This is a genomic window from Micromonospora sp. NPDC005203, assembly GCF_042872705.1.
Classification (GTDB): Bacteria; Actinomycetota; Actinomycetes; order Mycobacteriales; family Micromonosporaceae; genus Micromonospora.
The window spans coordinates 175,228-196,109 of the sequence record NZ_JBIAKV010000010.1 but is presented as its reverse complement, the minus strand read 5'-3'; the positions used below and the strand labels follow the sequence as shown (position 1 = coordinate 196,109).

Below are 20,882 nucleotides of genomic sequence, written 5' to 3'. Positions count from 1 at the left end.
TGACCTGTGGCAGGGTGCGAGCGTGCGGCGAAATGGTCAGAAGAATCGGGTGACGGCGGTTACCAGCTAGCCATCGTCGGTGACGATCGTGGGATCTTCGACAGGTGGTCGTTCCTCGGCGTCCTCCTGGTCGCGACGCCCATCGGTGTGGCGGCAGTGGCCGGCTTGTGCGTCTACCAGACCACCAACAACACCGAATCGAAGCGGCGCGGTCGGATCACGGGCATCGCGCTGCTCGCCGCCGCTGTGTTGCTTGTCGTCGGGGGCATCGTCGACTTGTCGTCGGGGCATCGTCGACTTGTCGTCGGGGCATCGTCGACGACCATTTGTCGTGAGCCTATCCGTCGAACCGGTGCCCCTGGACCGAGCGCATCAAGCCAGGCAGGCTGCCGCACCGCGTACCAAATCTGGTGTGCCGCCACAGTCAGCGGCCGTTACGGCGAGTCGTTCGGTGGGCATGCCGGTGGGGAGACCCATTCGCAAAAAGCGATACCAGTCGGGGCGGAAGAATGCCCTCCCGATCGCTAGACTCGCCGCAACCCCGGTACCGCCCGTAGACCTCAATCTGCGCCCGTCCAAACGAATGGAGACGCCTGTGACCCTCGACAAGGCGGCACCCCCCGGCATCGACCCCAACATTCCCAGTGTGGCCCGGGTCTATGACTTTTTCCTGGGCGGCAAGGACAACTTCGAGGTCGACCGCAAGGTCGCCGAGCACGCCCTGCGGATAACGCCGGACGGGCCGGCGGCCGGCCAGGCGAACCGGGCCTTCCTGCGTCGGGTGATTCGCTTCCTGGTCGCCGAGGCGGGCATCGACCAGTTCCTCGACATCGGATCGGGGCTGCCCACCCAGGGCAACGTGCACGAGGTCGCCACCGAGCAGAACCCGAAGGCTCAGGTGGTGTATGTGGACAATGATCCCATCGTCCTGACCCATGGCCGGGCCCTGCTCGCCGCGGAGGGCACCGCGACGGTGATCCAGGCGGACGCTCGCGCACCGCAGGAAATCCTCAACCATCCGGACGTACGACGGGTCCTCGATTTCGACCGGCCGATCGGGCTGTTGCTGTTCGCGATCCTGCACCACCTCGGGGACGACGAGGATCCGCGAGCGGTGGCGGCGGCATTGATCGATGCGCTGCCCTCCGGCAGCTACGTGGCGATCTCGCACTTCCGCGACCCGGGCGACCGAGACCCCGAGGGCTCGCGCAAGGCCCGCGAGGTCGAGCGGGTCTTCAACGAGTCGCTGGGCACCGGCCGCTGGCGTACCGACGAGGAGATCCTCTCGTTCGCCGATGGACTCACGGTCCTGGAACCAGGACTGGTGCCGCTGGCCGAGTGGCGTCCAGATGCGGGTGCGCCCGCTCCGCAGCAGACCGACACCTATCACACATTTGTCGGGCTCCTGGCCCGCAAGCCGTAGGCGCCGATCCGGGGAGGTCCGTCGGCGAGAGCGCGCTCCGCCGGCGGACACACCGCCGCAGGCGAAACACGTATCGCCGCACCGCCCGTCTCCCGTACGCGGAGCCGCCAGGCGCCTCCCGACTGCTGCCGTTCAGCCGCCCCCTGCGTAGTCAGCTGGTGCCGTGCCATCCGGTCGCGGAAGCACCACGTCGTCCGCCGCCGGCCTGCCTGCTATCCACTGCTCGTCCACCGCTCGGAAACGCGACAGCCGACCAGTGCGAAGCCGCGGGCCAGACAGTCGGCCGGCGCGTGCGGGTGGTCCCCAACACGTGGTGTGCGGCAACCGTCTCCCAATCCACGAGAGGTGTGACGGTGGGGCGGTACGCCGAGGGTCAGTTCCACGCGGGCAGACACGGCGCCCATCGCGACGACGACCACGCGTCGGATCCGGACCGGAAACGGCTCCGCTGGTACGCCGAACTGCACCTGTTCGACGCTGAGGGCCGCCACCGCCAGTCTGACTTCTACTCCTGGAAGCACCGGCGGCCCGGCAGCCGCTCCACACCGGACCGGTCGAGCAGCTGGCGGCACGATCGTTGCGTCCTGAGGGGATATCGGCCGACGGGACCAGCGATCGTGGCCCATGCTGTGGGCGTGATCGTCATTCAGCGGGTACGTGTGCGATGGGGCGCGGCCGGACGCGGCGCCCCGCAGGCCAACGCCCGTCGGGGACTCAACCGTCCGGTGACACTTCCTGCGCCGCTGCCGACAGGTGATGTGGTAGTCCACGACGTCCTGGCCGATGAGGCCGCCAGCTACTCGCCGCGCAGCGACGTACTGACCGGTGGTGTGAGCATCGCCCGCGACCTGACCCTGTGGCTCGCCTTCGAGGGCTCGGCGGTCACCGTCGAGCGTCTGCCCGGCTGGGCGGCGTTTCCCCGAACGGGAGTGTCGACCCGCCTGTTCACCCTCGCCCAGGGACAGGTCGGCCGGTATCGGGCCAATTTCCGGCTCATCGGATGCGATTGCGACCCGAGCTGGTACTACGAGGACTGGATGGTCCACGTCAGCAACGGCAGTGCCGCAGGCGACCGGTTTCTGCGCGGCGATCCGGACCACGTCGTCGACAACCGTGTCCACCTCTATGGCGGCCCCGCGCCGCGAGCCAGCCGCTAGCGAGATGGTCATGGGCGCGCACGACGTGGTGGGCGTGCTCGACTCCGACCCGGGGGCAGTGCGAGCACCACACGTCCACCCCGGACGCGATATCGCAATGACCCGAGACGGCGATGTGCGGCTGGAGATCTGAACACCGTCGTCGGTGGCGGCTCCGGTGGGTACGACATGAGTCAGGACTCGTCCTGCGGGATGGGTACGGTGCCCTCACCCGGCACCGCGCTCACCTCGGCCGTCCCACCGCGGGCCGCGACGATGGCCGCGAGCCCTCGATGCCACCCACCTGACACCAACGACATCTCTCGATTCACAGTGGATGGCAGTCGAGGCCGTGACCGGGATCGAACCGGCGTGTGCGGTTTTGCAGGCCGCCCCCTCACCACTTGGGCACACGACCAGGCAGAAGCACCCGCGGAGGGAATCGAACCCCCGGACGCCCAACTTCGGAAGCTGGTGCTCTGTCCCCTGAGCTACGCGGGCATGGGTGGGAGTGGAGAGATTCGAACTCCCTGAGCGCGAACGCACCGGGGTTACAGCCCGGCCCACCTCACCATCGGTGGCGCACTCCCCAGGGGTGACTGAGCGGAATCGAACCGCCACCACCGGGACCACAACCCGGCGCTCTACCGTTGAGCTACAGCCACAACTGCGGCCCGAAGGCCGGTGCCCGCACCTGGACTCGAACCAGGGCGACCCGCTGTGTGGGAGCGGTGCTCTGCCACTGAGCTACACGGGCTTGGCTCCCCTGCCTGGATTCGAACCATGATCAGTCGGTTAAAAGCCGGCCGCTCTACCTTTGAGCTAGACGGGAATGGTCGCGCGTGCGGGGCTCGAACCCGCTCTTTCCGGGTGAAAACCGGAGGGCCTACCCATAACCAAACGCGCGTTGCGTGCCCCGAGCTGGTGTCGAACCAGCGATCTCCGCCTTGTCGAGACGGCGTTCTCCCGCTGAACTACCGGGGCAAGAGTAAGGGCCGGCCGCGGAGTGTCATGCCGCGCTTACGCCCGGCACTCCCTGTGCCAGGACCGACCCGAACGGACAGGACCGTTGGGAGCGGGAGCCGGATTCGAACCAGCGGCCTCTGGATATGAGCCCAGCGCGCTTCCATGACTGCGCCATCCCGCAAGTGGGCCGCCGGGGACTCGAACCCCGAACCTACTGATTAAAAGTCAGCAGCTCTACGCCATTGAGCTAGCGGCCCGCGCTGTCCCCCGAGCAGGACTCGAGCCTGCGACGACCCGGTTTAGGAAACCAGCGCTCTATCCGCTGAGCTACCGGGGGATTTGGTACGCCGCCAGGGATTCGAACCCTGCACTTACTGATTAAGAGTCAGCAGCTCTACCCCATGAGCTACAGTAGCGGCGCTTGGGGCTCGGTGAGGCGAGCCCATCCCTGAGTCCGCGCAGTCCGACGCCGATGGTCGTTTGCGCAAACCACATCACATTTCTTGATTTCCGCCGCGATGCGCTCCCATGGCGCGTTGTCCTTGAGGAGGCGGCTGTCCTCGGCAATCTTGTCCCGCTGATGGTCGAAGTCGAGGACGACGACGTCGGTCTCCCCGCAGTCGACGCAGGGGTGCGTCGAGAGGTATTCGATCAATCGCCGGGTGTTTCCTGCTCTGTGGCGTACCCGCCGCTCTGCGCGGCTTGGGTTGTGCCGGTCCTTGGTCAGGTTGTAATACGTCGCGTTGTACTGCTTCTTACAGCTCTTGCAGTAGGTCGTCCGGCCGTCCGGTCGCTGACGGTTCAACGCGAAGTCCGCAAGCGGCTTCACCTGCTGGCACTTCGAGCATCGCTTCTCCACACCCTCGATCATCCACTAAGAGTCCGACAATAAGAATCACGCGGCGCTTGGCGGTGAGGGTCGGGATCGAACCGACACGGGCTTGCACCCCAACTGTTTTCGAGACAGCGGCCGTCGCCTGCCCTCGGCTGGCCTCACCATGAGTCGGGTAGACAGGAATTGAACCTGCGGCCTCTCGCTCCCGAACGCGGCGCGCTACCAAGCTGCGCCAGTACCCGTTGAGTCGGGATAGCCGGATTCGAACCGACGACATCTTGGCCCCCAGCCAAGTGCGCTACCAAACTGCGCCATATCCCGTAAGTGCCCCCGAGACGATTCGAACGTCCGGCCTCCTGATCCGTAATCAGGCGCTCTATCCGCTGAGCTACGGGGGCATTGTGTGTTGCGTGCCGACGGCTGGATTTGAACCAGCGGCTCCCGACTTATCAGGTCGGTGCTCTACCCAGGCTGAGCTACGACGGCTTGGCGGAGGGACCAGGATTCGAACCCGGGCCGGGTTTCCCCGGTCTTCCTTAGCAGGGAAGCGCCATAGACCGCTCATGCCACCCCTCCTTGCGCGCCAACGACGGGACTCGAACCCGCGGCCCCCCGATCGACAGTCGGGTGCTCTAACCACTGAGCTACGTCGGCATCGTGGACCCGACAGGACTCGAACCTGTCACCTCCGCTGTGCGAGAGCGGCGCTCTACCAGATGAGCTACGAGCCCAAGGTGCCCGGCCGGAGTCGAACCGACGTCTCCCCTTGGTCGGGGGCGGTGGTGCCATCTCACCTTCGAGCGTTCCCGGTCACCGCGCCGCGTCCGCGCCGTGTTGCCGGGTTCCGCGTTCGCCCTCGACACCGCCCCGCCGGGCCGTGCTTGGCTGGGCCGCGGCGGGCCTGTTGTGCGCTCGGGGAGAGTCGAACTCCCACGCCTTCCGGCACACGGGCCTGAACCGTGCGTGTCTACCAAGTTCCACCACGAGCGCGTGATGTTGCGTGCCGACGCGGGGGGTCGATCCCCGGACCTCTCCGTTATGAGCGGAGCGCTCTGACCACCTGAGCTACGTCGGCGAGTCTCGATATGTTGTCGGGTGTTGGGTCCTGCGCTCGCCCAGTGAGCGAACCGATGACCCCCAACGAGATCGGCATCGCCGGCCTCGCCGTCGCCCTCCTGACCGCTTTTCGGCACAACAATCAGCCAGAGATCGGCCGCATGATCCAGCAGCACGCTCGGTCGGCTTCGACGCCGAGTGCTGGCGCTGCCGACATCTTCAACGGGCTCCTCTGGGCGGGTCACATTCGGCCAGCACGGGGACCGGTGCGCCGGCCGGGGATGTGGCCGGTGGTGCTTGGAGCGGCTGACCCGGATCGAACGGGCGACCTCGACGATGGCAACGTCGCGCTCTACCAGCTGAGCTACAACCGCGTGGAGCCGTCGGCCGGAGTCGAACCGGCGACCTGCTCCCTACCACGGAGCTGCTCTACCGACTGAGCTACGACGGCGTAATGTGCTGAGTACCCCGAGCGGGATTCGAACCCGCACTGTGCGCGTTTTGAACGCGCTGCCTCCTACCGGTTGGGCTACCGGGGCAGGCCTCCGCCGGTTGCGGTATCGGCCCATTGATCATCTGCCGAGCGGCAGTCGAGTCGGATCTGCGACCTCCACGGCGACTCTCGCCGCTGGTCGATTGCGAGCTCCGGGAGCAGGAATCGAACCTGCGTCTGTACCGGGATCCAAAGTCCCGTCGCCCCTGCCAGCAGAGCATCCCGGAACGGTTGAGCGGCCGGCGGGCACCGACCCCGCTTCTTCGGTTTGGAAGACCGACGTGTCCGCCGAGTTCACCACGACCGCATGGCATCTTCTTGCGTAGGCCGTACGGGGCTCGAACCCGTAACCTCCTGGCTGAGAACCAGGTGAGCTGCCACCTTGCTCCAACGGCCCATCGAGCCGGCGAGGATCGCCTTCGCGCGCTCACGATCCTCGTCAAGGGCACGAATGCGTGGAGTAGAAGGGATTCGAACCCTCGACCTCCGGTCTGCCGAACCGGCGCTCTCCCAGCTGAGCTACAACCCCAGGTGTCCGGGACCGGGGTGTCGAACCCCGTGTCTCTCGCTCCCAAAGCGAGCGGGTCAGCCGTCTCCCTCGTCCCGGAGGTAGTGCCCCCGGCCGGCCCAGACAGGCGCCGGCCGGGGTCTTGCTCATGCCATCCACTGTGGAGTTGAGAATCTGCGACGCCGCCGGCCGCAGCCGTGACGAAAAGCAGGGGCGGCAGGACTCGAACCTGCAACCTTCGGTTTTGGAGACCGGTGCTCTACCAGCTGAGCTACGCCCCTGTGACGTTGTTCCGGTAACGAAAAAGCCGCCCTATCCCGGTCGGGGTGGGCGGCTTCGCAGCTTGCGCTGGCGCTATTCGCGCCGCCACCCCGGCTTCCAATTTTGCTCACTCGCGCACAGATCGTGGGCTCGCCCGATCGAGGGCAGCACGACACCGCCGCGCGGCGTGAACCGCGTGGTTTCGGTGGAGGCGTACTGCATGACGGGGAACTCCTTGGTGTGGTCGGGCCTGGCTTGCTCATTCAAGGTAGGCGCTGTGCCGATCGGATGGCAACGGATATTCCGAGCCGTCTTCGTGTGACTCGCCGCTGGCGATCAGAGCGGGTGACCTGCTGACCCCGATCACTCGGCAAGGTCGACGCGATCAGCACCGTTGTCGAAGACCACATCGCAGGTCGTGTGCGGCAGGTGCTTCGCCCGATAGGCAAGCTCCCAACGTTCCCACACGTCCCGCTGGGCAGAGTCATAGATCCCCCGCCGCAGGTCCCGCTGTTTGGCTCTCTCCCGGGCCGCCTCCATCGGCGCGTCGACCCAGATCCGAAGGTCGTAGTAGCGCCACAGCTCACCCAGGTACGCGGACACGCCCTCCACGATCAGTTACCGCACCGCCGGGACCCGTACCTGCCTACCCGGGCCGCCCTCGATCCCCGTCAGTCCGATACTCCGTCAGCTCTTCGCGCCAATCCGGTTCCAACACACGACGGACGAACTCCGCGCGGTCGAAGTCGCTCCTGTCCTCGTCGCCGACCACGCCCTCGACGAGGAACTCATCCAGGTGCACCAGATGGGTGATGCCCAGCGCGCCCAGGACGGGCGACCAGGCCCGGAGCCGGTGGCTTCGGGCCTGGTCAGCGTGCTGAGGCGCGCTGGGCCGGTACGTGTCGCCGGTCAGGGGCTGGTGCAGGAGAGGCCGCCGGGCGCCGTGTTGCTGCCGCCGTTGACCAGGAAGCCGAAGGTGGTCGAGGCGTTCGCGCCGAGAGACCTGTTGTATTCGGCGTTACGGACGCTTACCGCCCCACTGGTGCCGGTGTTGATGCCGTTCCAGACGTTGGCGATGGTCTGCCCGCTGGCCAGCGTCAGCCGTACGGTCCAGCCGCTGAGGGTGGCGGAGCCGTTGTTGGCCACGGTGACCTCGCCCTGGAAGCCTCCGTTCCAGTCGTTGACCATGCGGTACGTCGCGGTACAGGCACCGGGCGGCGGCGTGGTCGGCGGAGCGCTCGTCGGCGGCGCGCTCGTCGGCGGAGCGGTCGTCGGCGGAGCGGTCGTCGGCGGAGCGGTCGTCGGCGGCGCGCTCGTCGGCGGAACGCTCGTCGGCGGAACGCTCGTCGGCGGAACGCTCGTCGGCGGGGTCCCCGGCACGGTGGTGGAGGCGGCATTGAGAGCGTTCAGGACGGCGGTGTACGCCGCCTTGGGGTTGCTGTTGCGGTCGAAGAGCAGCGGGCTCTCGTTGCCGCGCCAGGAGTCGCTGTCCCGAATGCCCCACGTCGTGATGCCGACGCAGCGGGGGACGTTCATGCAGGCCTGGGTCAGGCCCTGGTACTGACTGGTGGAGGCGTTGGTGACGTCGGCCTCGGTCAACGCCACGTCGACCCCGAGGGCGGCGAAGCTGGACAGCGTCTGCTGGAAGTTGCCCGGCAGCGAACTGCCACCGGTGAAGTGGGTCTGGAGGCCAACGCAGTCGACCGGGACGCCCCGGGACTTGAAGTCCCTGATCATGTTGTAGACGCCCTGCGTCTTGGCGTACGTCCAGTTCTCGATGTTGTAGTCGTTGTAGCACAGCTTCACGCTCGGGTCGGCGGCGCGCGCGGTCCTGAACGCCACCTCGATCCAGTCGTTCCCGGTGGACTGCAGGTTCGACGACCGCCGGCTGCCGTTCTCGGCGAAGGCCTCGTTCACCACGTCCCAGTAGGCGAATTTGCCCTTGTAGTGGGCCATGACGCCGTTGATGTGGTCGATCATCGCGGTCCGCAGGGCGCTGCCGCTGAGACTTCCCCAGAACCTCGGCTGTTGAGCGTGCCAGGCCAGGGTGTGACCACGGAATCGCATGCCCTGCTGGGTCGCCCAGTTGTAGATCGCGTCACCGCGGCGGAAGTCGAACTGACCCGGGTTGGGCTGGGTCGCGTCGGGCTTCATCTCGTTGACGGCCGTCATCATGTCGAACTCGCGGTTCGCGATGGTCAGGAAGCCCGAGTCGGTGAGACGGTCCGCCCCCATGGCGGCGCCGAAGTACCGGCCGCTGCGCTCGGCGGCGGCTTTCAGGGTGGTCCCGGGCGGTCCGCTGAGGTCGGCGCGGGCGAAGGTCGCCAGGGCCACCGAGGACACGGTGATCGCCAGGGCGCAGGCCCCGCCCAGAAGCAGCCTGGCGGCACCCCTGGTACGGCGTTTCGGTTGAGCGGGTACGTCGTTCATCGGTGCCTTCTCCTCGGTGTTCTGACTGGTCCGTCACCGATGCGAGGCGCGGAATCGACGATCGCCGAACGACCGACGAACGGAGCACCGCACTCGCCGTGGGGACCAGCACGCAGCAGGTGACGCCGAGCCGGCGTCTACCCGGCCGCGCCCAGAATCGGTTGCCACCGCCGGCTGCCCGGTCCGTCCGGTGGATGGCGAGACTCCGCGCCGTACGCCCGTGCGGAGTGACTGCCCTGCCCCGATGCTATATCGAATTGATTCGATCCGCTCGCCGCCGTCCCGGCGCGATGGTGAGGCTGAGCCGAGACCGCTGGGCTCGACTTCGGGTCACTCCTCCGGGGCGATCAGCCGGTCGTCGATGGCGTCGCGGACCGTGATCGCCTCGACCGGGCACGAATTGGCCGCGTCGAGGATGACCTCGGCCGGGGTGGCGACGTCGGCCAGCGGCGCGGACCGGCTGTCGACCAGGCGGAAGTGCTCGGGCGCGGTGCCGGCGCAGATGCTCGTGCCGATACAGCGGTGTGAGTCCACCCCGATCCGCCATGCGGCACTCACCAGGCCACCGGCATGCCGAGCAGGCCCCGCACCAGCATGCCCCGCTTCCACTCCAGCTCGGCTTCCGCGACGGCGAGACGCAATCCGGGCAGGCGAGTCACGAGGGTGGCGACGACGACCTGCAACTCCATGCGGGCCAACTGCGCGCCGACACAGTGGTGTACGCCGTGCCCGAAGCCCAGGTGCGGGTGCTGCTCGCGGTCGAGATCCAGCCGGTCCGGGTCGGCGAAGACGGTACCGTCCCGATTCGCCGACGACAGTGAGCCGAGGACCGGCTCACCTGCCCGGACCAGCACCCCGCCGACCTCGACGTCCTCCTTGGCGTACCGGGCGAAGGAGGCGCCGACGCCGAGCGGCACGTACCGCAGCAGTTCCTCCACCGCGGCCGGCACCAGCGACGGATCGGTCCGCAGCCGAGCGAGCTGGTCCGGATTGTGCAGCAGGACGTAGACGAAGTTGGGGATCTGGGTCACCGTGGTCTCGTGGCCGGCTGCGAGCAGCCCTCCGGCCAGCTCCACCAGCTCGGTCTCGCTGAGCCGATCCTGATTCTCGTCGCGGGCCTGCACCAACGCGCCGAGCAGGTCGTCGATCCCCGGCTCGCGGCGGCGCTCGGCGACCAGATCGCCCATGTAGCCCCAGAGATTGTTGAGGTACTCCTGAATCGTTTCCACGGGCAGGGACGTGGTCGAGACGATCGCCTCGGACCACATGTGGAAGCGGTCGCGGTCGGCGTACGGGACCCCGAGCAACTCGCAGATCACCTGGATCGGCAGCGGTGTGGCGACGTGCTCCACCAGGTCGGCTGGAGGACCGAGCCGCACCATGTCGTCGACGAGTGCGTCGACGATCTCCCGGGTCCGGGGTCGCAGCGCCTCTACCCGACGTGCGGTGAACGCCTTCGCGACCAGCCGGCGCAGCCGGGTGTGATCGGGCGGGTCCATGGTCAGCATGCCGCTGGACTGCTGGCGCGACGTGAGCCTGGGCTCGTCGCGCTGGACGGCCGGGGCGCGGCCGAACCGCACGTCGCCGAGGACCGCACGGACGTCCTCGTACCGGGTGGCGAGCCACGCCTCCTCGCCGTAGGGAAGCTGCACCCGGGTCATCGGCTCGTTCTCGCGCAACTCGCCATAGGTCGGATCGACGACGAGGCGGTCGGGCACACTGAACGGGTACGGCCGCGCGGGCGGAACGGCTCGGCTTCCGATGGTCTGCGCACTGTCCGTCATCCGGATGTCCTTCGTCGAGACGGCGTGATCCTCAGGTCGGCACCACGTTCGAGGCGGCGCCGGATTGCGAGCGTCCAGGGCCTTGCGAACAGCACGCATCAACGCTCAGTGACTCATCGATACCGGATCGTAGCGGCAGATGTCGATGATCGCCATGGAGGTTGGTCCACGTCGCAGCGACAGCGATCCTCATCAATGTTGCAATCATGGACTCAGATGTGCTGGAATGGCTCATATCGCCGCAGCACGGGGGCAACCGTGCTGAGAACGGCCAGCACGGGAGCACTCGCAGGGCCAGCAACGCGTCACCTTGACAGGCGCTCGCACGCCCCACTGCCGGGCCATCGCCCTGAGGACCGGACATCGCGCCGGGCAGACGTTTCTCGCCCGCCGCATGCATTCCCGGCACGCGTCCACGACGGCCGACGCGCTCGACGCCTGACGTGCCCGGGTGCATCCACCGCTCGCACCCCACGTCCGAGACGGCTACGGCTTCCACCTCCGAAGAGATGGCCGTTGGCACGACGTGGCAGCCGGGGGCCGACCACGCCGGACTGTCGAGCAGGGCACGTGGACCCGTCAAACATCCGACGATCCGGGACAGCTCGCTCCACATCCACCTATAGATAGATCAGCATTGATATTTGAGTGGATAGATGCGACAGTGGCCTTGGGAGCGTTCCCACACTGATGTTTCGTATCGAGGAACGGAGGATGAACAGTGCGTTTACACAAGCCCGATCAATCCGGCGGACGACCCCGGTCAACCGTCCGTCGATCCCTCCAGGCGCTCGTCCTGATGTTCGCGATGGTGATCGGTACGCTGCCCTGGACCGGCGCTGCCCAGGCACACGGGACCGTCATCAATCCGGCGACTCGCGCGTACCAGTGCTGGAAGGCCTGGGGCAGCCAGCACATGAACCCGGCCATGCAGCAGCAGGACCCGATGTGCTGGCAGGCGTTCCAGGCCAACCCGGACACCATGTGGAACTGGATGAGCCAGCTGCGCGACGGTCTCGGCGGCCAGTACCAGGCCAAAACCCCGGATGGGCAACTGTGCAGCAACGGCCTCTCCAGGAACAACGCCGTGAACCAGCCCGGGGCGTGGAAGACGACCCCCGTCAGCCGCAACCTCACGGTCCAGATGTACGACCAGGCCAGCCACGGTGCTGACTACTTCCAGGTCTACGTCACCAAGCAGGGGTTCAACCCGGCCACCCAACGGCTCGGGTGGGGCAACCTCGACCTGATCACGACGACCGGGCGATACGCGCCAGCGCAGAACATCTCGTTCAACGTGTCGCTCCCCGCACGCAGCGGGAACCAGATCCTGTTCGTGCTCTGGAGGGCGTCACACCTGGACCAGACCTACATGTGGTGCAGCGACATCACCATCTCCTGATCGGCAGGTCCGACCGGCACGGCACCACTCCGGCCCAGGGCGCGTAGGCGCCCTGGGCCGGCCCGCTCCCAGACCACACCCTCCGCCCACCTGCTCGAGGAGCTGAACATGCAGCGACGGCGTTATCGCCCGGCCACCATGCTGGCAGGGCTGCTCATCCTGACCCTGTCCGCACTTCTGTTGCCACCGCCGGTGGCAAGCACTGCGGCAGCCGGCACAGTCCACACCCGTGCCGCGCCACTAGCCGAGCTGACCGTGGTGTCCGAACGGGTGGCGTTCGGGCTGCAGCGCCCGATCGCCATTACCGGACTGCCGGACGGTCGGATGCTGATCGCGGAGAAGAACGGCACCGTCCGCGCGTACCACCCCGGCACCGGCCTGGCAGCAGAGCCGGTGCTCGACCTGACCGCCCGGATCGACACGTCGGACAACGAGCGTGGCCTGCTCGGCATCACGCCCGCGCCGAACTTCGCGCGGAACGGGATCCTCTACGTGGCCTACACGAGCCTGCCGGCCGGCGCGCTGACCCTGGCGCGAGTGCCCATCGGTGCTCCCGACCGGCTGCAGGTGCTGCTCACCCAGGAGCACGCCGAGTTCGGCAACCACAACGGCGGACAGGTGGCGTTCGGCCGCGACGGCTACCTCTACTGGTCCCTCGGCGACGGCGGCAACGCGAACGACCCGTTCAAGAGCGGTCAGAACCTCGGCACCCTGCTCGGCAAGATTCTGCGGATCGACGTCAACCGTTCCTGCGGGGGCAAGCGCTACTGCGTACCCTCCGACAACCCGTTCGTCCGCACCCCGGGCGCGCGGCCGGAGATCTGGGTCTACGGGCTGCGCAACGCGTGGAAGTTCTCCATCGACCCGGCCGACAACTCGCTGTGGATCGGTGACGTCGGCCAGGGTCTGATCGAGGAGATCAACCACGTCCGCCCGTCGCAGCGTGGAGCGAACCTCGGTTGGTCCTGCCGAGAGGGCACGCCGGTCTTCGACGAGACGCAATGCCGGCCGGGCGTACGGCTCACCGACCCGGTCGTCGAGTACGACCACTACATGACGGAGAACTGCTCCATCATTGGCGGCCTGGTGTACCGGGGGTCCGTCACCCCGGAGGCGCGCGGGACCTACATCGCGAGCGACTACTGCTCGACCCGCGCATTCGCCGTGCGTCCCAAGTCCACGGGTGGCTACGAGTCCGCAGAGATCGGCACCTTCCCCACCCAGCCGACGGCGTTCGGCGCCGATGTGCACGGCGAGCTGTACGTGCTCAGTGACCTCCCGGGATGGCTGAGCCGGGTACGGTTCGAGCGGGTCCCGCCAGCCTCCGGCAGCGGGGTGACGAACCGCTGATCCTCGGCACAGTCCCCCGCGGCGGAGGCGGGCCAGTATCAGAGCTTGCGTGCCCGGCCATCGCGCTTGCGCCGCGCAACGTACCGCTGCTCCGCAGATAAGCCGTCTCTCCGCAGAGTCCCGTCACCAGCAACTCCGGTGACGGGACTCCGCGTACGAGCCTGCGTGGGCTTGCGACGAAGCCGAAGTAGATGGCATGAGCCCAATCGTCAGGCGATTCGCGGAAGATCAGGTCCTTGTCGCCGATGTGGTCGAGGTGTCCCCAAGCCTGATTCACCCGACCAACCGCCTCGTCCCGAGTGCTGCGAAAGTCTGCCGATGGTGATGCCTCTCGAGCACGGCGGTCGGCGGTTCCAGGTCATGGCCTACCACGACGCCATACGGTACGACGGCCCGGCGCTCGAGCTGGCGGAACTGGTGAACGACGAGCTGGGTCCGGCTCTGGTGACTGTCACGTTCGCCGACGGGAACGCCGGTGGTGCCGAGGTCTTGCTGACCGACGCTGGCCTGCCACTACCGATACTGAGGGCATTCGTGGAGGAGGCCGTGCGGGAAGAACGTCGTATCTCTGGGGTGGGTCTGCCCGGCCCCGGCGAGGCGGAGTGAGTAATACCAACTCGTGCCGGGAGTGTGGCCGTTCGACGAGCGCCCGCTCTTCGGCACGTCCGAGCAGGAACGCCCACCGCTCGTCGGCCCCGCCCCTACCCGTGGCCCGGGACCGCCGGCGATGCCGCACCAACGCTGGGAACGAGGCCGGCCGTCAGGTCGGCGACGGTCAGCGCGGTCCAGGGCGTGCCGGCCCGGCCCTCGATCAGCATTGCCGCCGATCCCCCGGCGACGTCGGCGCCGACTGTCGATTCCAGCCGGTCCGTGTCCACCATGGACGCGAGCACCGTCGACCCGACGAATGACGTGAGCACGCCGGGATCGCCCGGCCCGGCCGCCGCCGCCCGAATCGCCGCCACGGTCGCCGCCGGAGCGCCGGTCGGCACCTGCGTGGCGGTGCCATCGGCGTGGGCGACGAGGATCCGGTCGCTGCGGGCCGCCGCGTGCCACGCGACGAGGTCGAGCACGCTGGCCCGGGTACCCGCATCGAAGTGCTCCCACAGGTCCGCGGCGACCCGACCGAGCCGTGGACCGTACTGGCCGACACTGTGCCCGTAGCCCCGGGTCGACAGGCTCGCGTCGACCCACATCACCTGACCCGTGCGCACGTTGAGGACCAGCGGCGCCAGGGACCGGGAGTCTCCACGCAGCCCGAACCGCTGCATGACCCGGGCGGCGTCGAACGCGGCACCCTGTTCCTGCGGCAGGGAAAACCCCGCGAAGGCCGCCGTCAGCGCCTCGAAGGGGACGTCGTTGTAGCTCAACACGACAGGTACGGCCCACACGACCCCGGCCGCCCGGAGCGCGGCCTGGTTCAGGTCGAGGAACTCCGTCGCGCCCAGCGGGGCCGGGGCGGAGGTGAGGTCACCGGAATGGATGGCGGCCGTCGCGTTGAACCGCAACCGGGTGTAGTCGCAGTGCCCTAGCGGTGTCCAGGCCTCGTCGTAGAACGCGCACGACAGGTCGAGGTCGACCCGGGAGGACCCGGTGTCCGCCCAGTGCAGGAACAGCCGTACCACCTCGTGGCCGTCGAGTGCGCGGATACTGCCACGGGACCAGCCGGCCAGTTGCTCCGAGCCGGCGCGCTCGCGCGTGGGAGCGGGAACGTGGGCCAGCTCGGCGTCGAGAACGGCGACGTCGAACCGGTCGAGCCGGCCGGCCCGGCCGACGAGTTCCGTGTCGACGGTCGCCCGGACGCGCGTGACCGCGTCGGCAGGCAGCCTCCGGCGCCGCTCCGGCGCCGTCCAGGTGCGTAGGACGTCGCCCTTGGGAAAGAACGTCCGCCGTGGGGTGCCTGGCTCGGGGCCGCGCGCCGGCACCGGCGACACGACCGCGCTGTGGGCCGGCCCGCCAATGCCCAACGCGCGACGGAGCGCGGCACCGACGGCGCCCATCCCGGTCGTACTGCCGGCCGCGGCCACTTCGGCGACCGAGGCGTCGGCGGCCACGGCGACCCGCGCCTCGGCCGCCTCGACGGTCATGGTCGTGTCCCGGCCGTGGAGGGCAGCGGCCGCGCTGGCGAGGACCATCGGTGCGACCCGCGGTGCGACCCGCGTGGCGGCGTCGAGCACGAACTGCTCGGCAGTCGGGTCGGCGGCGAGGCGCAGCAGGTGATCGATACGCCGCCACAGGTCGCCCGGACGGTCGGCGAGGAGGGCGGCGGCCGCGACGGCGTCATCGCCGGCGACGGCCTGCTCGACAAGTGCGGCGAAGGTCCGCACCCGCACCGACACGGTGCCGTCGGCGTGACTCGACAGGATCAACCGCTCCGGCCGGCCGGCGCTGACAGCGGCCAGGGTCCGACCCAGGGTGCTGACGGCCGGGACGCGGGTGCCACGCAGCGTGGCGAACACGACGGCGGCCTGCGGATACGCGCTGGCCCACTCGAACGGGTGTAGCCGCTCGGCGAGCCGCTTCCAGACGACCGGGTGGCGCGCCAGGTCCTCGGCGGCGGTGGCCGGGTCGAGCGAATCAAGGAAAGCCAGTACGGCGCGGCGCAGCGGCCGGGGCAGGGCCCGGACCCGCGGGACCTCCACCGTGACGCGCGGCTCGTCGACCGGCCGATGGGCCTCCAGCGGCCCGCCCGTCTCGCGCGGGCGCGGCAGGATCAGTCCGGGGTCACCGCCCGAGTAGGCCCACAGGGTGCGCGCCACGTCGGTGGCCGTGCGCCACCGGGTGGTGGCGTCCGCGAGCACCTGCCCGGAGGTCTCGGTGAGCGCCGTGGCGTGCAGTGCCCAGGCGATGACCCCGGCCAGGGTCTCCCGCGCCGGCACGACGTCCGGCAGCCAGTCGAGCCGCCCCGGTGCGGTGGCGGCGACGAGCGTCCGCAGGTCGGCCAGGTCCGCCGCGCCGAGCGCCGCCGGGCGGGCCACCAGGCTGTCCCGCAGGCGCACGGCGGTGACCTCGGGGGTCACATCGAGGGTGAGCCGCCGCAGGCACACCGGCGCGGTGGTGGTCGCGTACCCCGATCGGGACGCCGACCCGGTCCGCGGGGTGGGGATCAGCGGCAGGTAGGTGTTGTCGGCCGTGAGCCGCCGGCCGCAAATCGGGCACGCGGTGTAGGCATCGGGTGCGAAGCACCCGGCGCACACGAGATGGCCGCACGGGTCGAGCGGCTGCACGCTGCCGACCGTCCCGCACAGGATGCAGGGCGCCGCGGCCGTCTGCAGCAGGTGGACGACGATTCGCTCGACGTAGAGCGCCTCCGGGGCGGTCGGCGTGTCGGGGAACCGGCGGAAGAGCGGTACGTGGTCGCGGTCCGCGCCGACGACCTCGTCGGCCACCGCCGACAGCCAGTCCGCCCAGCGCATACGCGTCAACGGGTCAAGCGACGCGAACCGCTCGCGCAGCGCCGCGTCGAGCAGCCAACCACGGGCCGCGAGGTCGGCCTCGAGGGCAGCGATCCAGGCCGGGCCGTCGGCGGGGGTCTGCGGACCCGCCATCGGGAGTGGAACCGCCCCGATTCGGCGAAGCACCACCGTGGCAACCGCGTCCATCGGCCCCCCTTTCCCGTCGATTCGGGACACCGGCCGTTACCGGTCCTGAAAAGGATTGAGAGCCGGGTCGGAGAGTCGGCACGCTAGTTCCAGGACAAGGGGTCAGCAGGAAGCGCACCTGGGAGCCGACCCGGCTCGTGGATCGTACGGTGGGGGCCGTTTCGTCCGCACACCGTTATCCGGCCCAACCGGCCTTCCCAGCAAGGCGGTGAGTGGCGGGCTGAGGGGTTACCCACAGCGCGCCATCGCTGCCGTCGCCGACGACACCTGACTCCCGTGGCAATCAACTGTTCGGCGAGAACCTGTGCCTGGAGAGCGCGCGTATGCTCGGCGAGGATCCGAACGCCGGTCCCTGGACCTGACCCGGGGTTGACAACTGCCCCCGGCCGATGCCGTTCGACCGCAGAGAACGCCTGACAGGGGCCGCCTGAACGCGGCTGCCGTCACCGAGGAGACAACGTGTCCAGCAGAACAACCCCTTCGCCGCTCGTCCTGTCGATCTCGTGGGGTCGGATGGACGTCGAGGACCTTGGAGTTGGCAAGGACTTCAAGCTCTACCCCGGCGGCGGCCGCCCGTGGGACTGGTCCGAAACCGGCACCCGCCACAGCCCCGGTGTCCAACCGGACGACGTCGAAGAACTTCTCTCTCATGGCGCCGAGACCGTCGTTCTGTCGCGTGGCATGCAACTGCAACTGCAGGTCGACTCGCGTACCCTCGGGCTGCTCGAGGAGCGCGGGGTAGCCGTCCACGTGGCCGAGACCACCGAGGCAGTCCAGATCTACAACGCCCTCGCCACCAGTGGCACCGCCGTCGCAGGGCTCTTTCACTCGACCTGCTAGACGCGACCGCAGCGCGGCTCAGGATCACCTCGCCGGACGGCCTGCACACTAGGGGCGTGATCAGGCTCCGCTTGTACAAGGCTCGCGAACGGCAGCGCGTCATCGATCCTGCCGATCTCGAGATCACCTTCTTCGCGGTGGACCCTGAGACCAGACCAGTCTTCGAGCACGACGGCGTCATGGTGTGGGTCAGCGACCCCGATCACTGCCGGGTCGAACGGCGCGTGCGCGGCCGGGATCTTCACCTGGTCGAGTCCGGCACGAATGTCCTACCCCGCGCCCGTGGCCTGGAGATCCTGCGCGCGCCCGATGCGGGCTACCGCTGGGTGCACTCCTTGGACTGGCGCTGGGGCGCGGGCGAATACCTCGACCGCGACCGTGTCGAGGCGATCGTCGACCGTGCCCTCGACATGGAACCGTGGGCAGTGCCGGAGGGACCGGTTGGCCTGGTGCAGCTGTCCTACCTGATGTGGTTCCACAACGGCGCGATGGCCAACGGCGCCGCTTGGCCGCTGGACGACTGCACCGCCGAGCAGATCGCCGTGTTCGCCGCGGCCGCGACCTACTTCGAACTCGACGACATCGCCGACCTGATCGGCCACCTCGATCCAGATGACGCGCTCAACCACGAGTACGCGGATCTCAGCAGTTCGTTCGGCGAGGATGCCTCGCTGATCCGCGACGCGCTCAGATGCAAACTCGTCGAGGCCCCGGAGGACTGGGGCCAGTGATTGCCGCGCTCCTGCACACTGGATCCGGCGCAGCCAGGTGCGGCGGAGTACGGCGGTAGCATCGGCCCGTGACGTACGGGACAGCGATGCTCATCGGCTGCGGGGCTCTCTTCCTCAGCGGACCGATCGGCCTGAGCCTGGTCGTCAACCTGATCCGGCAGCGAGACTTCGACAAACGATCCCTGCGAATCCTCGTGGTCGGCGGCATCGTCGCGTCCGTGGCCATCATCCTCTTCGGCGCGCCCGCTTTCCATCGACTCTTTCCACCGCCGCACGATCCCGTCCTCGCCAGCGGCCGCGGCCTCGACCTGCGCGGCGTGTGGTTCTGGCTGGCCGCCTGGGCCGGCGGGGCTCTGACCTTCGCTCTCGCGCTCGCCTACGGTGTCGACCTGGATCGACTGAGGCGGTCGCGGCGAGCGGCGCGACACACCACCGCTTCCGGTTGAGTTGAGGCAGAACTTGGACCGCCTCTGTGGCGCTGCAATCATTCTCAGCGCACACGATGGGCAAATTTCCTGCTACGGGCGGTCCAGGCGGCATCCGCCGGTCACCGCGATCCTGAGCGGAGATGACGGCCTGGTGGTGACGGACCAGATCGCGAGCCGTGCGGTCACACGTCGGCTTCGAGAGCGAAGGTGTTGCCGTCTGGGTCTTGGAACCACGCGATACGTCCACCTCCGGCCCGCGCGGTGATCCCCTTGGCGTCGTGTTCGAGTTGCTCGTAGCGAATGAACTCGACGCCGGACGAGGAGAGCTCCTCGACAATCTGGTCGATGTCGTCGACGTACCACGTCGCCAGCGTCGCCGGGGTCTTCCCAGCGGTGACCGACTGGTAGACGTTCAACGCCGGTCCGCCTCCGGACCCATAGACGCGGCTGCCGTCGGCGATCGTGGCGCTGGGGCCGGAACGCAACGCCCGCAGGCCCAGCGCGCCTTCGTAGAAGACCACGGCCTTCTGAAGGTCGGACACGGCGACCGAGGTTCTGAGGTGGTACGCGCTCAAGGGCATGAACCACTCTGGCAGGTACCTCACGAATCGTGACGCCGAACCGACGACCTGTTCCGGTGCCCTTCGAACCGGGAAAGTGATCGTGACGACAGGGCTCGCGCAATGTTTCGTCCGCTCGCGAATTCCGACAGAGACGCTGTCGGCAGCCGCTCTTTGCCATGTGCGGACGCCGCCCTACCGCCCCCGCGGGAGCGCCAACGCTGACGCCTTCGGGTCCACGAGGACGTCTCCAGCCTGAAAGCGCTGGTCAGGACGCTGCCCGTGGGATCGGTGTCTCACCGATCCACCGAATCACGGCAGGTCACATCCCTCGTCTCTGTTCGCCGTCGGTGAGCACTTCGGGCGCGGAGACCTCTTCGCAAACCTGGACCCAATTTGCTCCCCGTTGCAAGGTCAGGCCAACCATCGCTCCTTACCGCCTTGACCTGCACACCCTCCCCTACCAGGTATCGAACTCAGTTCGGTGGGCGTCGTTCACCTGTCGTCGAGTTGCTCGCGTACCAGAGCGGCGATGCGGGAGAGCGCGGCGCCGAGGTGGCGTTGCTGTGCGGCGCTGAGTGGGTCGAACACCAGTTGCCTGACCCGCTCGACGTGAGCTGGGGCGCTGTCCTCGACTTTATGCAGTCCGGCGTCAGTCAGGGTCGCGAGGGTGTACCGGCCGTTGTTTGGGTCAGGGCACCGGGTGACCCACCCCTGCTGCTCGAAACGAACCATCAGCTTGGACAGCCGTGGTTGCGTGCTGTCGCACTGCGCGGCCAGGTCGCTGAGCCGCATCGTGTGCGTCTCGGTCATGGACAGCCGGGCCATCACGCTGTACTCGAAGTTCGAGATGCCCTCGTCCCGCTGCAACTGGCGGTCCAGCAGCGTGGGCAGCGCGATGACCACGGTGCGCAAGTCCTGCCACAGCTTTTGCTGCTCGTCGTCGAGCCATTGGGGAGTGCTGGTCATACGCGCAGCTTACTTGACTGGGCAACCTGGCACCCAGATGCCTCTCGCTGCTCAGGGGCAGGAACTGACCGGGCCAGTCTCTGTGATGCCGGGCACCTTGACTTGCCT

Annotated in this window: 17 protein-coding genes and 27 tRNA genes; 8 read left to right on the top strand and 36 right to left on the bottom strand. The window is 68.3% G+C overall.

Annotated features, from left to right (window positions below; genetic code table 11):
- The first annotated feature begins 457 nt into the window (after positions 1 to 457).
- Both ACFYPM_RS22555 and ACFYPM_RS22550 read left to right on the top strand, forming a co-directional pair.
- Positions 458 to 1,423 carry an SAM-dependent methyltransferase gene (locus ACFYPM_RS22555; RefSeq protein WP_387200258.1) on the top strand — a complete coding sequence of 322 codons (966 nt, stop codon included), beginning with the start codon at positions 458 to 460 and terminating at the stop codon, positions 1,421 to 1,423.
- Between the two features lie 629 nt (positions 1,424 to 2,052).
- Positions 2,053 to 2,580 carry a hypothetical protein gene (locus ACFYPM_RS22550; protein WP_387200119.1) on the top strand — a complete coding sequence of 176 codons (528 nt, stop codon included), beginning with the start codon at positions 2,053 to 2,055 and terminating at the stop codon, positions 2,578 to 2,580.
- A 173-nt stretch (positions 2,581 to 2,753) separates the two neighbouring features.
- Here the strand turns inward: ACFYPM_RS22550 and ACFYPM_RS22545 are convergent, their stop codons facing one another.
- From ACFYPM_RS22545 to ACFYPM_RS22385, 33 genes are all read right to left on the bottom strand, one after another.
- A complete protein-coding gene (locus tag ACFYPM_RS22545) occupies positions 2,754 to 2,879 on the bottom strand; it encodes a hypothetical protein (RefSeq protein ID WP_387200116.1) in 126 nt (41 codons plus the stop codon).
- Positions 2,880 to 2,906: 27 nt separating this feature from the next.
- Positions 2,907 to 2,977 (bottom strand) — tRNA-Cys (locus ACFYPM_RS22540).
- Between the two features lie 9 nt (positions 2,978 to 2,986).
- Positions 2,987 to 3,060: transfer RNA gene (locus ACFYPM_RS22535), tRNA-Arg, on the bottom strand.
- 5 nt (positions 3,061 to 3,065) lie between these two features.
- Positions 3,066 to 3,149: transfer RNA gene (locus ACFYPM_RS22530), tRNA-Tyr, on the bottom strand.
- A gap of 4 nt (positions 3,150 to 3,153) precedes the next feature.
- Positions 3,154 to 3,224, bottom strand: a tRNA-His gene (locus ACFYPM_RS22525).
- A gap of 20 nt (positions 3,225 to 3,244) precedes the next feature.
- Positions 3,245 to 3,316, bottom strand: a tRNA-Val gene (locus ACFYPM_RS22520).
- 76 nt (positions 3,317 to 3,392) lie between these two features.
- Positions 3,393 to 3,466, bottom strand: a tRNA-Glu gene (locus ACFYPM_RS22515).
- A 5-nt stretch (positions 3,467 to 3,471) separates the two neighbouring features.
- Positions 3,472 to 3,543, bottom strand: a tRNA-Val gene (locus ACFYPM_RS22510).
- A 165-nt stretch (positions 3,544 to 3,708) separates the two neighbouring features.
- A tRNA-Lys gene (locus ACFYPM_RS22505) sits at positions 3,709 to 3,782 on the bottom strand.
- Between the two features lie 6 nt (positions 3,783 to 3,788).
- A tRNA-Arg gene (locus ACFYPM_RS22500) sits at positions 3,789 to 3,862 on the bottom strand.
- Positions 3,863 to 3,865: 3 nt separating this feature from the next.
- Positions 3,866 to 3,946: transfer RNA gene (locus ACFYPM_RS22495), tRNA-Lys, on the bottom strand.
- Entirely contained in the window at positions 3,932 to 4,396 is a 465-nt protein-coding gene (locus ACFYPM_RS22490) for a hypothetical protein (RefSeq protein WP_387200113.1), read from the bottom strand. Before ACFYPM_RS22490 ends, ACFYPM_RS22495 begins: the two co-directional genes overlap by 15 nt.
- Positions 4,397 to 4,432: 36 nt before the next feature.
- A tRNA-Ser gene (locus ACFYPM_RS22485) sits at positions 4,433 to 4,523 on the bottom strand.
- An 84-nt stretch (positions 4,524 to 4,607) separates the two neighbouring features.
- Positions 4,608 to 4,681, bottom strand: a tRNA-Pro gene (locus tag ACFYPM_RS22480).
- A 4-nt stretch (positions 4,682 to 4,685) separates the two neighbouring features.
- Positions 4,686 to 4,758 (bottom strand) — tRNA-Arg (locus tag ACFYPM_RS22475).
- A gap of 13 nt (positions 4,759 to 4,771) precedes the next feature.
- Positions 4,772 to 4,846 (bottom strand) — tRNA-Ile (locus tag ACFYPM_RS22470).
- Between the two features lies 1 nt (position 4,847).
- A tRNA-Ser gene (locus tag ACFYPM_RS22465) sits at positions 4,848 to 4,936 on the bottom strand.
- Between the two features lie 5 nt (positions 4,937 to 4,941).
- Positions 4,942 to 5,014, bottom strand: a tRNA-Asp gene (locus ACFYPM_RS22460).
- A gap of 4 nt (positions 5,015 to 5,018) precedes the next feature.
- Positions 5,019 to 5,091: transfer RNA gene (locus ACFYPM_RS22455), tRNA-Ala, on the bottom strand.
- Positions 5,092 to 5,267: 176 nt separating this feature from the next.
- Positions 5,268 to 5,350, bottom strand: a tRNA-Leu gene (locus ACFYPM_RS22450).
- A gap of 11 nt (positions 5,351 to 5,361) precedes the next feature.
- Positions 5,362 to 5,435: transfer RNA gene (locus ACFYPM_RS22445), tRNA-Met, on the bottom strand.
- A gap of 279 nt (positions 5,436 to 5,714) precedes the next feature.
- A tRNA-Gly gene (locus tag ACFYPM_RS22440) sits at positions 5,715 to 5,790 on the bottom strand.
- A gap of 1 nt (position 5,791) precedes the next feature.
- A tRNA-Thr gene (locus ACFYPM_RS22435) sits at positions 5,792 to 5,867 on the bottom strand.
- A gap of 13 nt (positions 5,868 to 5,880) precedes the next feature.
- Positions 5,881 to 5,955: transfer RNA gene (locus ACFYPM_RS22430), tRNA-Leu, on the bottom strand.
- 104 nt (positions 5,956 to 6,059) lie between these two features.
- Positions 6,060 to 6,136, bottom strand: a tRNA-Gln gene (locus tag ACFYPM_RS22425).
- 7 nt (positions 6,137 to 6,143) lie between these two features.
- Positions 6,144 to 6,216, bottom strand: a tRNA-Gly gene (locus ACFYPM_RS22420).
- A gap of 16 nt (positions 6,217 to 6,232) precedes the next feature.
- Positions 6,233 to 6,306 (bottom strand) — tRNA-Glu (locus ACFYPM_RS22415).
- 59 nt (positions 6,307 to 6,365) lie between these two features.
- A tRNA-Ala gene (locus ACFYPM_RS22410) sits at positions 6,366 to 6,438 on the bottom strand.
- A gap of 187 nt (positions 6,439 to 6,625) precedes the next feature.
- Positions 6,626 to 6,698: transfer RNA gene (locus ACFYPM_RS22405), tRNA-Trp, on the bottom strand.
- A gap of 343 nt (positions 6,699 to 7,041) precedes the next feature.
- On the bottom strand, positions 7,042 to 7,281 hold the full coding sequence (locus ACFYPM_RS22400; RefSeq protein ID WP_387200110.1) for a hypothetical protein: 240 nt from the start codon (positions 7,279 to 7,281) through the stop codon (positions 7,042 to 7,044).
- 306 nt (positions 7,282 to 7,587) lie between these two features.
- A complete protein-coding gene (locus ACFYPM_RS22395) occupies positions 7,588 to 9,108 on the bottom strand; it encodes an endo-1,4-beta-xylanase (RefSeq protein ID WP_387200107.1) in 1,521 nt (506 codons plus the stop codon).
- 330 nt (positions 9,109 to 9,438) lie between these two features.
- The gene (locus ACFYPM_RS22390; protein WP_387200104.1) at positions 9,439 to 9,666 is read right to left on the bottom strand and encodes a ferredoxin; all 228 of its coding nucleotides are present in this window, start codon (positions 9,664 to 9,666) and stop codon (positions 9,439 to 9,441) included.
- Positions 9,663 to 10,892, bottom strand: a complete 1,230-nt coding sequence (locus ACFYPM_RS22385) for a cytochrome P450 (protein ID WP_387200101.1) — start codon at positions 10,890 to 10,892, stop codon at positions 9,663 to 9,665. Before ACFYPM_RS22385 ends, ACFYPM_RS22390 begins: the two co-directional genes overlap by 4 nt.
- An 808-nt stretch (positions 10,893 to 11,700) precedes the next feature.
- Between ACFYPM_RS22385 and ACFYPM_RS22380 the strand changes: the two genes are divergently transcribed.
- From ACFYPM_RS22380 to ACFYPM_RS22370, 3 genes are all read left to right on the top strand, one after another.
- On the top strand, positions 11,701 to 12,294 hold the full coding sequence (locus ACFYPM_RS22380) for a lytic polysaccharide monooxygenase (protein ID WP_357376961.1): 594 nt from the start codon (positions 11,701 to 11,703) through the stop codon (positions 12,292 to 12,294).
- 108 nt (positions 12,295 to 12,402) lie between these two features.
- Positions 12,403 to 13,644 (top strand): PQQ-dependent sugar dehydrogenase, encoded by a 1,242-nt coding sequence (locus tag ACFYPM_RS22375; RefSeq protein ID WP_387200097.1) that lies wholly within the window; start codon positions 12,403 to 12,405, stop codon positions 13,642 to 13,644.
- A gap of 318 nt (positions 13,645 to 13,962) precedes the next feature.
- Entirely contained in the window at positions 13,963 to 14,250 is a 288-nt protein-coding gene (locus ACFYPM_RS22370; RefSeq protein WP_387200094.1) for a hypothetical protein, read from the top strand.
- Between the two features lie 95 nt (positions 14,251 to 14,345).
- Here ACFYPM_RS22370 and ACFYPM_RS22365 read toward each other — a convergent pair whose 3' ends face one another.
- The gene (locus tag ACFYPM_RS22365) at positions 14,346 to 17,246 is read right to left on the bottom strand and encodes an MXAN_6230/SCO0854 family RING domain-containing protein (RefSeq protein WP_387200091.1); all 2,901 of its coding nucleotides are present in this window, start codon (positions 17,244 to 17,246) and stop codon (positions 14,346 to 14,348) included.
- Between the two features lie 459 nt (positions 17,247 to 17,705).
- Between ACFYPM_RS22365 and ACFYPM_RS22360 the strand changes: the two genes are divergently transcribed.
- From ACFYPM_RS22360 to ACFYPM_RS22350, 3 genes are all read left to right on the top strand, one after another.
- Complete coding sequence (locus ACFYPM_RS22360) at positions 17,706 to 18,086, top strand: Mth938-like domain-containing protein (RefSeq protein ID WP_387200088.1); 381 nt, start codon at positions 17,706 to 17,708, stop codon at positions 18,084 to 18,086.
- Positions 18,087 to 18,142: 56 nt separating this feature from the next.
- Positions 18,143 to 18,817, top strand: a complete 675-nt coding sequence (locus tag ACFYPM_RS22355) for a hypothetical protein (RefSeq protein ID WP_387200085.1) — start codon at positions 18,143 to 18,145, stop codon at positions 18,815 to 18,817.
- A gap of 68 nt (positions 18,818 to 18,885) precedes the next feature.
- The gene (locus ACFYPM_RS22350; RefSeq protein ID WP_387200082.1) at positions 18,886 to 19,263 is read left to right on the top strand and encodes a hypothetical protein; all 378 of its coding nucleotides are present in this window, start codon (positions 18,886 to 18,888) and stop codon (positions 19,261 to 19,263) included.
- 164 nt (positions 19,264 to 19,427) lie between these two features.
- On the opposite strand, the gene ACFYPM_RS22345 is transcribed toward ACFYPM_RS22350, so the two are convergent.
- Complete coding sequence (locus tag ACFYPM_RS22345) at positions 19,428 to 19,787, bottom strand: VOC family protein (protein WP_387200079.1); 360 nt, start codon at positions 19,785 to 19,787, stop codon at positions 19,428 to 19,430.
- 513 nt (positions 19,788 to 20,300) lie between these two features.
- On the bottom strand, positions 20,301 to 20,774 hold the full coding sequence (locus ACFYPM_RS22340; RefSeq protein WP_387200077.1) for a MarR family winged helix-turn-helix transcriptional regulator: 474 nt from the start codon (positions 20,772 to 20,774) through the stop codon (positions 20,301 to 20,303).
- Positions 20,775 to 20,882 lie beyond the last annotated feature (108 nt).

Bases quoted from the DNA above. Each gene is read 5' to 3' on its own strand.
- ACFYPM_RS22545 (WP_387200116.1), bottom strand. From the start codon at position 2,879: ATGTCGTTGGTGTCAGGTGGGTGGCATCGAGGGCTCGCGGCCATCGTC.
- ACFYPM_RS22490 (WP_387200113.1), bottom strand. From the start codon at position 4,396: ATGATCGAGGGTGTGGAGAAGCGATGCTCGAAGTGCCAGCAGGTGAAG.
- ACFYPM_RS22370 (WP_387200094.1), top strand. From the start codon at position 13,963: ATGGTGATGCCTCTCGAGCACGGCGGTCGGCGGTTCCAGGTCATGGCC.
- ACFYPM_RS22380 (WP_357376961.1), top strand. From the start codon at position 11,701: ATGGTGATCGGTACGCTGCCCTGGACCGGCGCTGCCCAGGCACACGGG.
- ACFYPM_RS22555 (WP_387200258.1), top strand. From the start codon at position 458: ATGCCGGTGGGGAGACCCATTCGCAAAAAGCGATACCAGTCGGGGCGG.
- ACFYPM_RS22375 (WP_387200097.1), top strand. From the start codon at position 12,403: ATGCAGCGACGGCGTTATCGCCCGGCCACCATGCTGGCAGGGCTGCTC.
- ACFYPM_RS22385 (WP_387200101.1), bottom strand. From the start codon at position 10,892: ATGACGGACAGTGCGCAGACCATCGGAAGCCGAGCCGTTCCGCCCGCG.
- ACFYPM_RS22365 (WP_387200091.1), bottom strand. From the start codon at position 17,246: ATGGACGCGGTTGCCACGGTGGTGCTTCGCCGAATCGGGGCGGTTCCA.
- ACFYPM_RS22395 (WP_387200107.1), bottom strand. From the start codon at position 9,108: ATGAACGACGTACCCGCTCAACCGAAACGCCGTACCAGGGGTGCCGCC.
- ACFYPM_RS22340 (WP_387200077.1), bottom strand. From the start codon at position 20,774: ATGACCAGCACTCCCCAATGGCTCGACGACGAGCAGCAAAAGCTGTGG.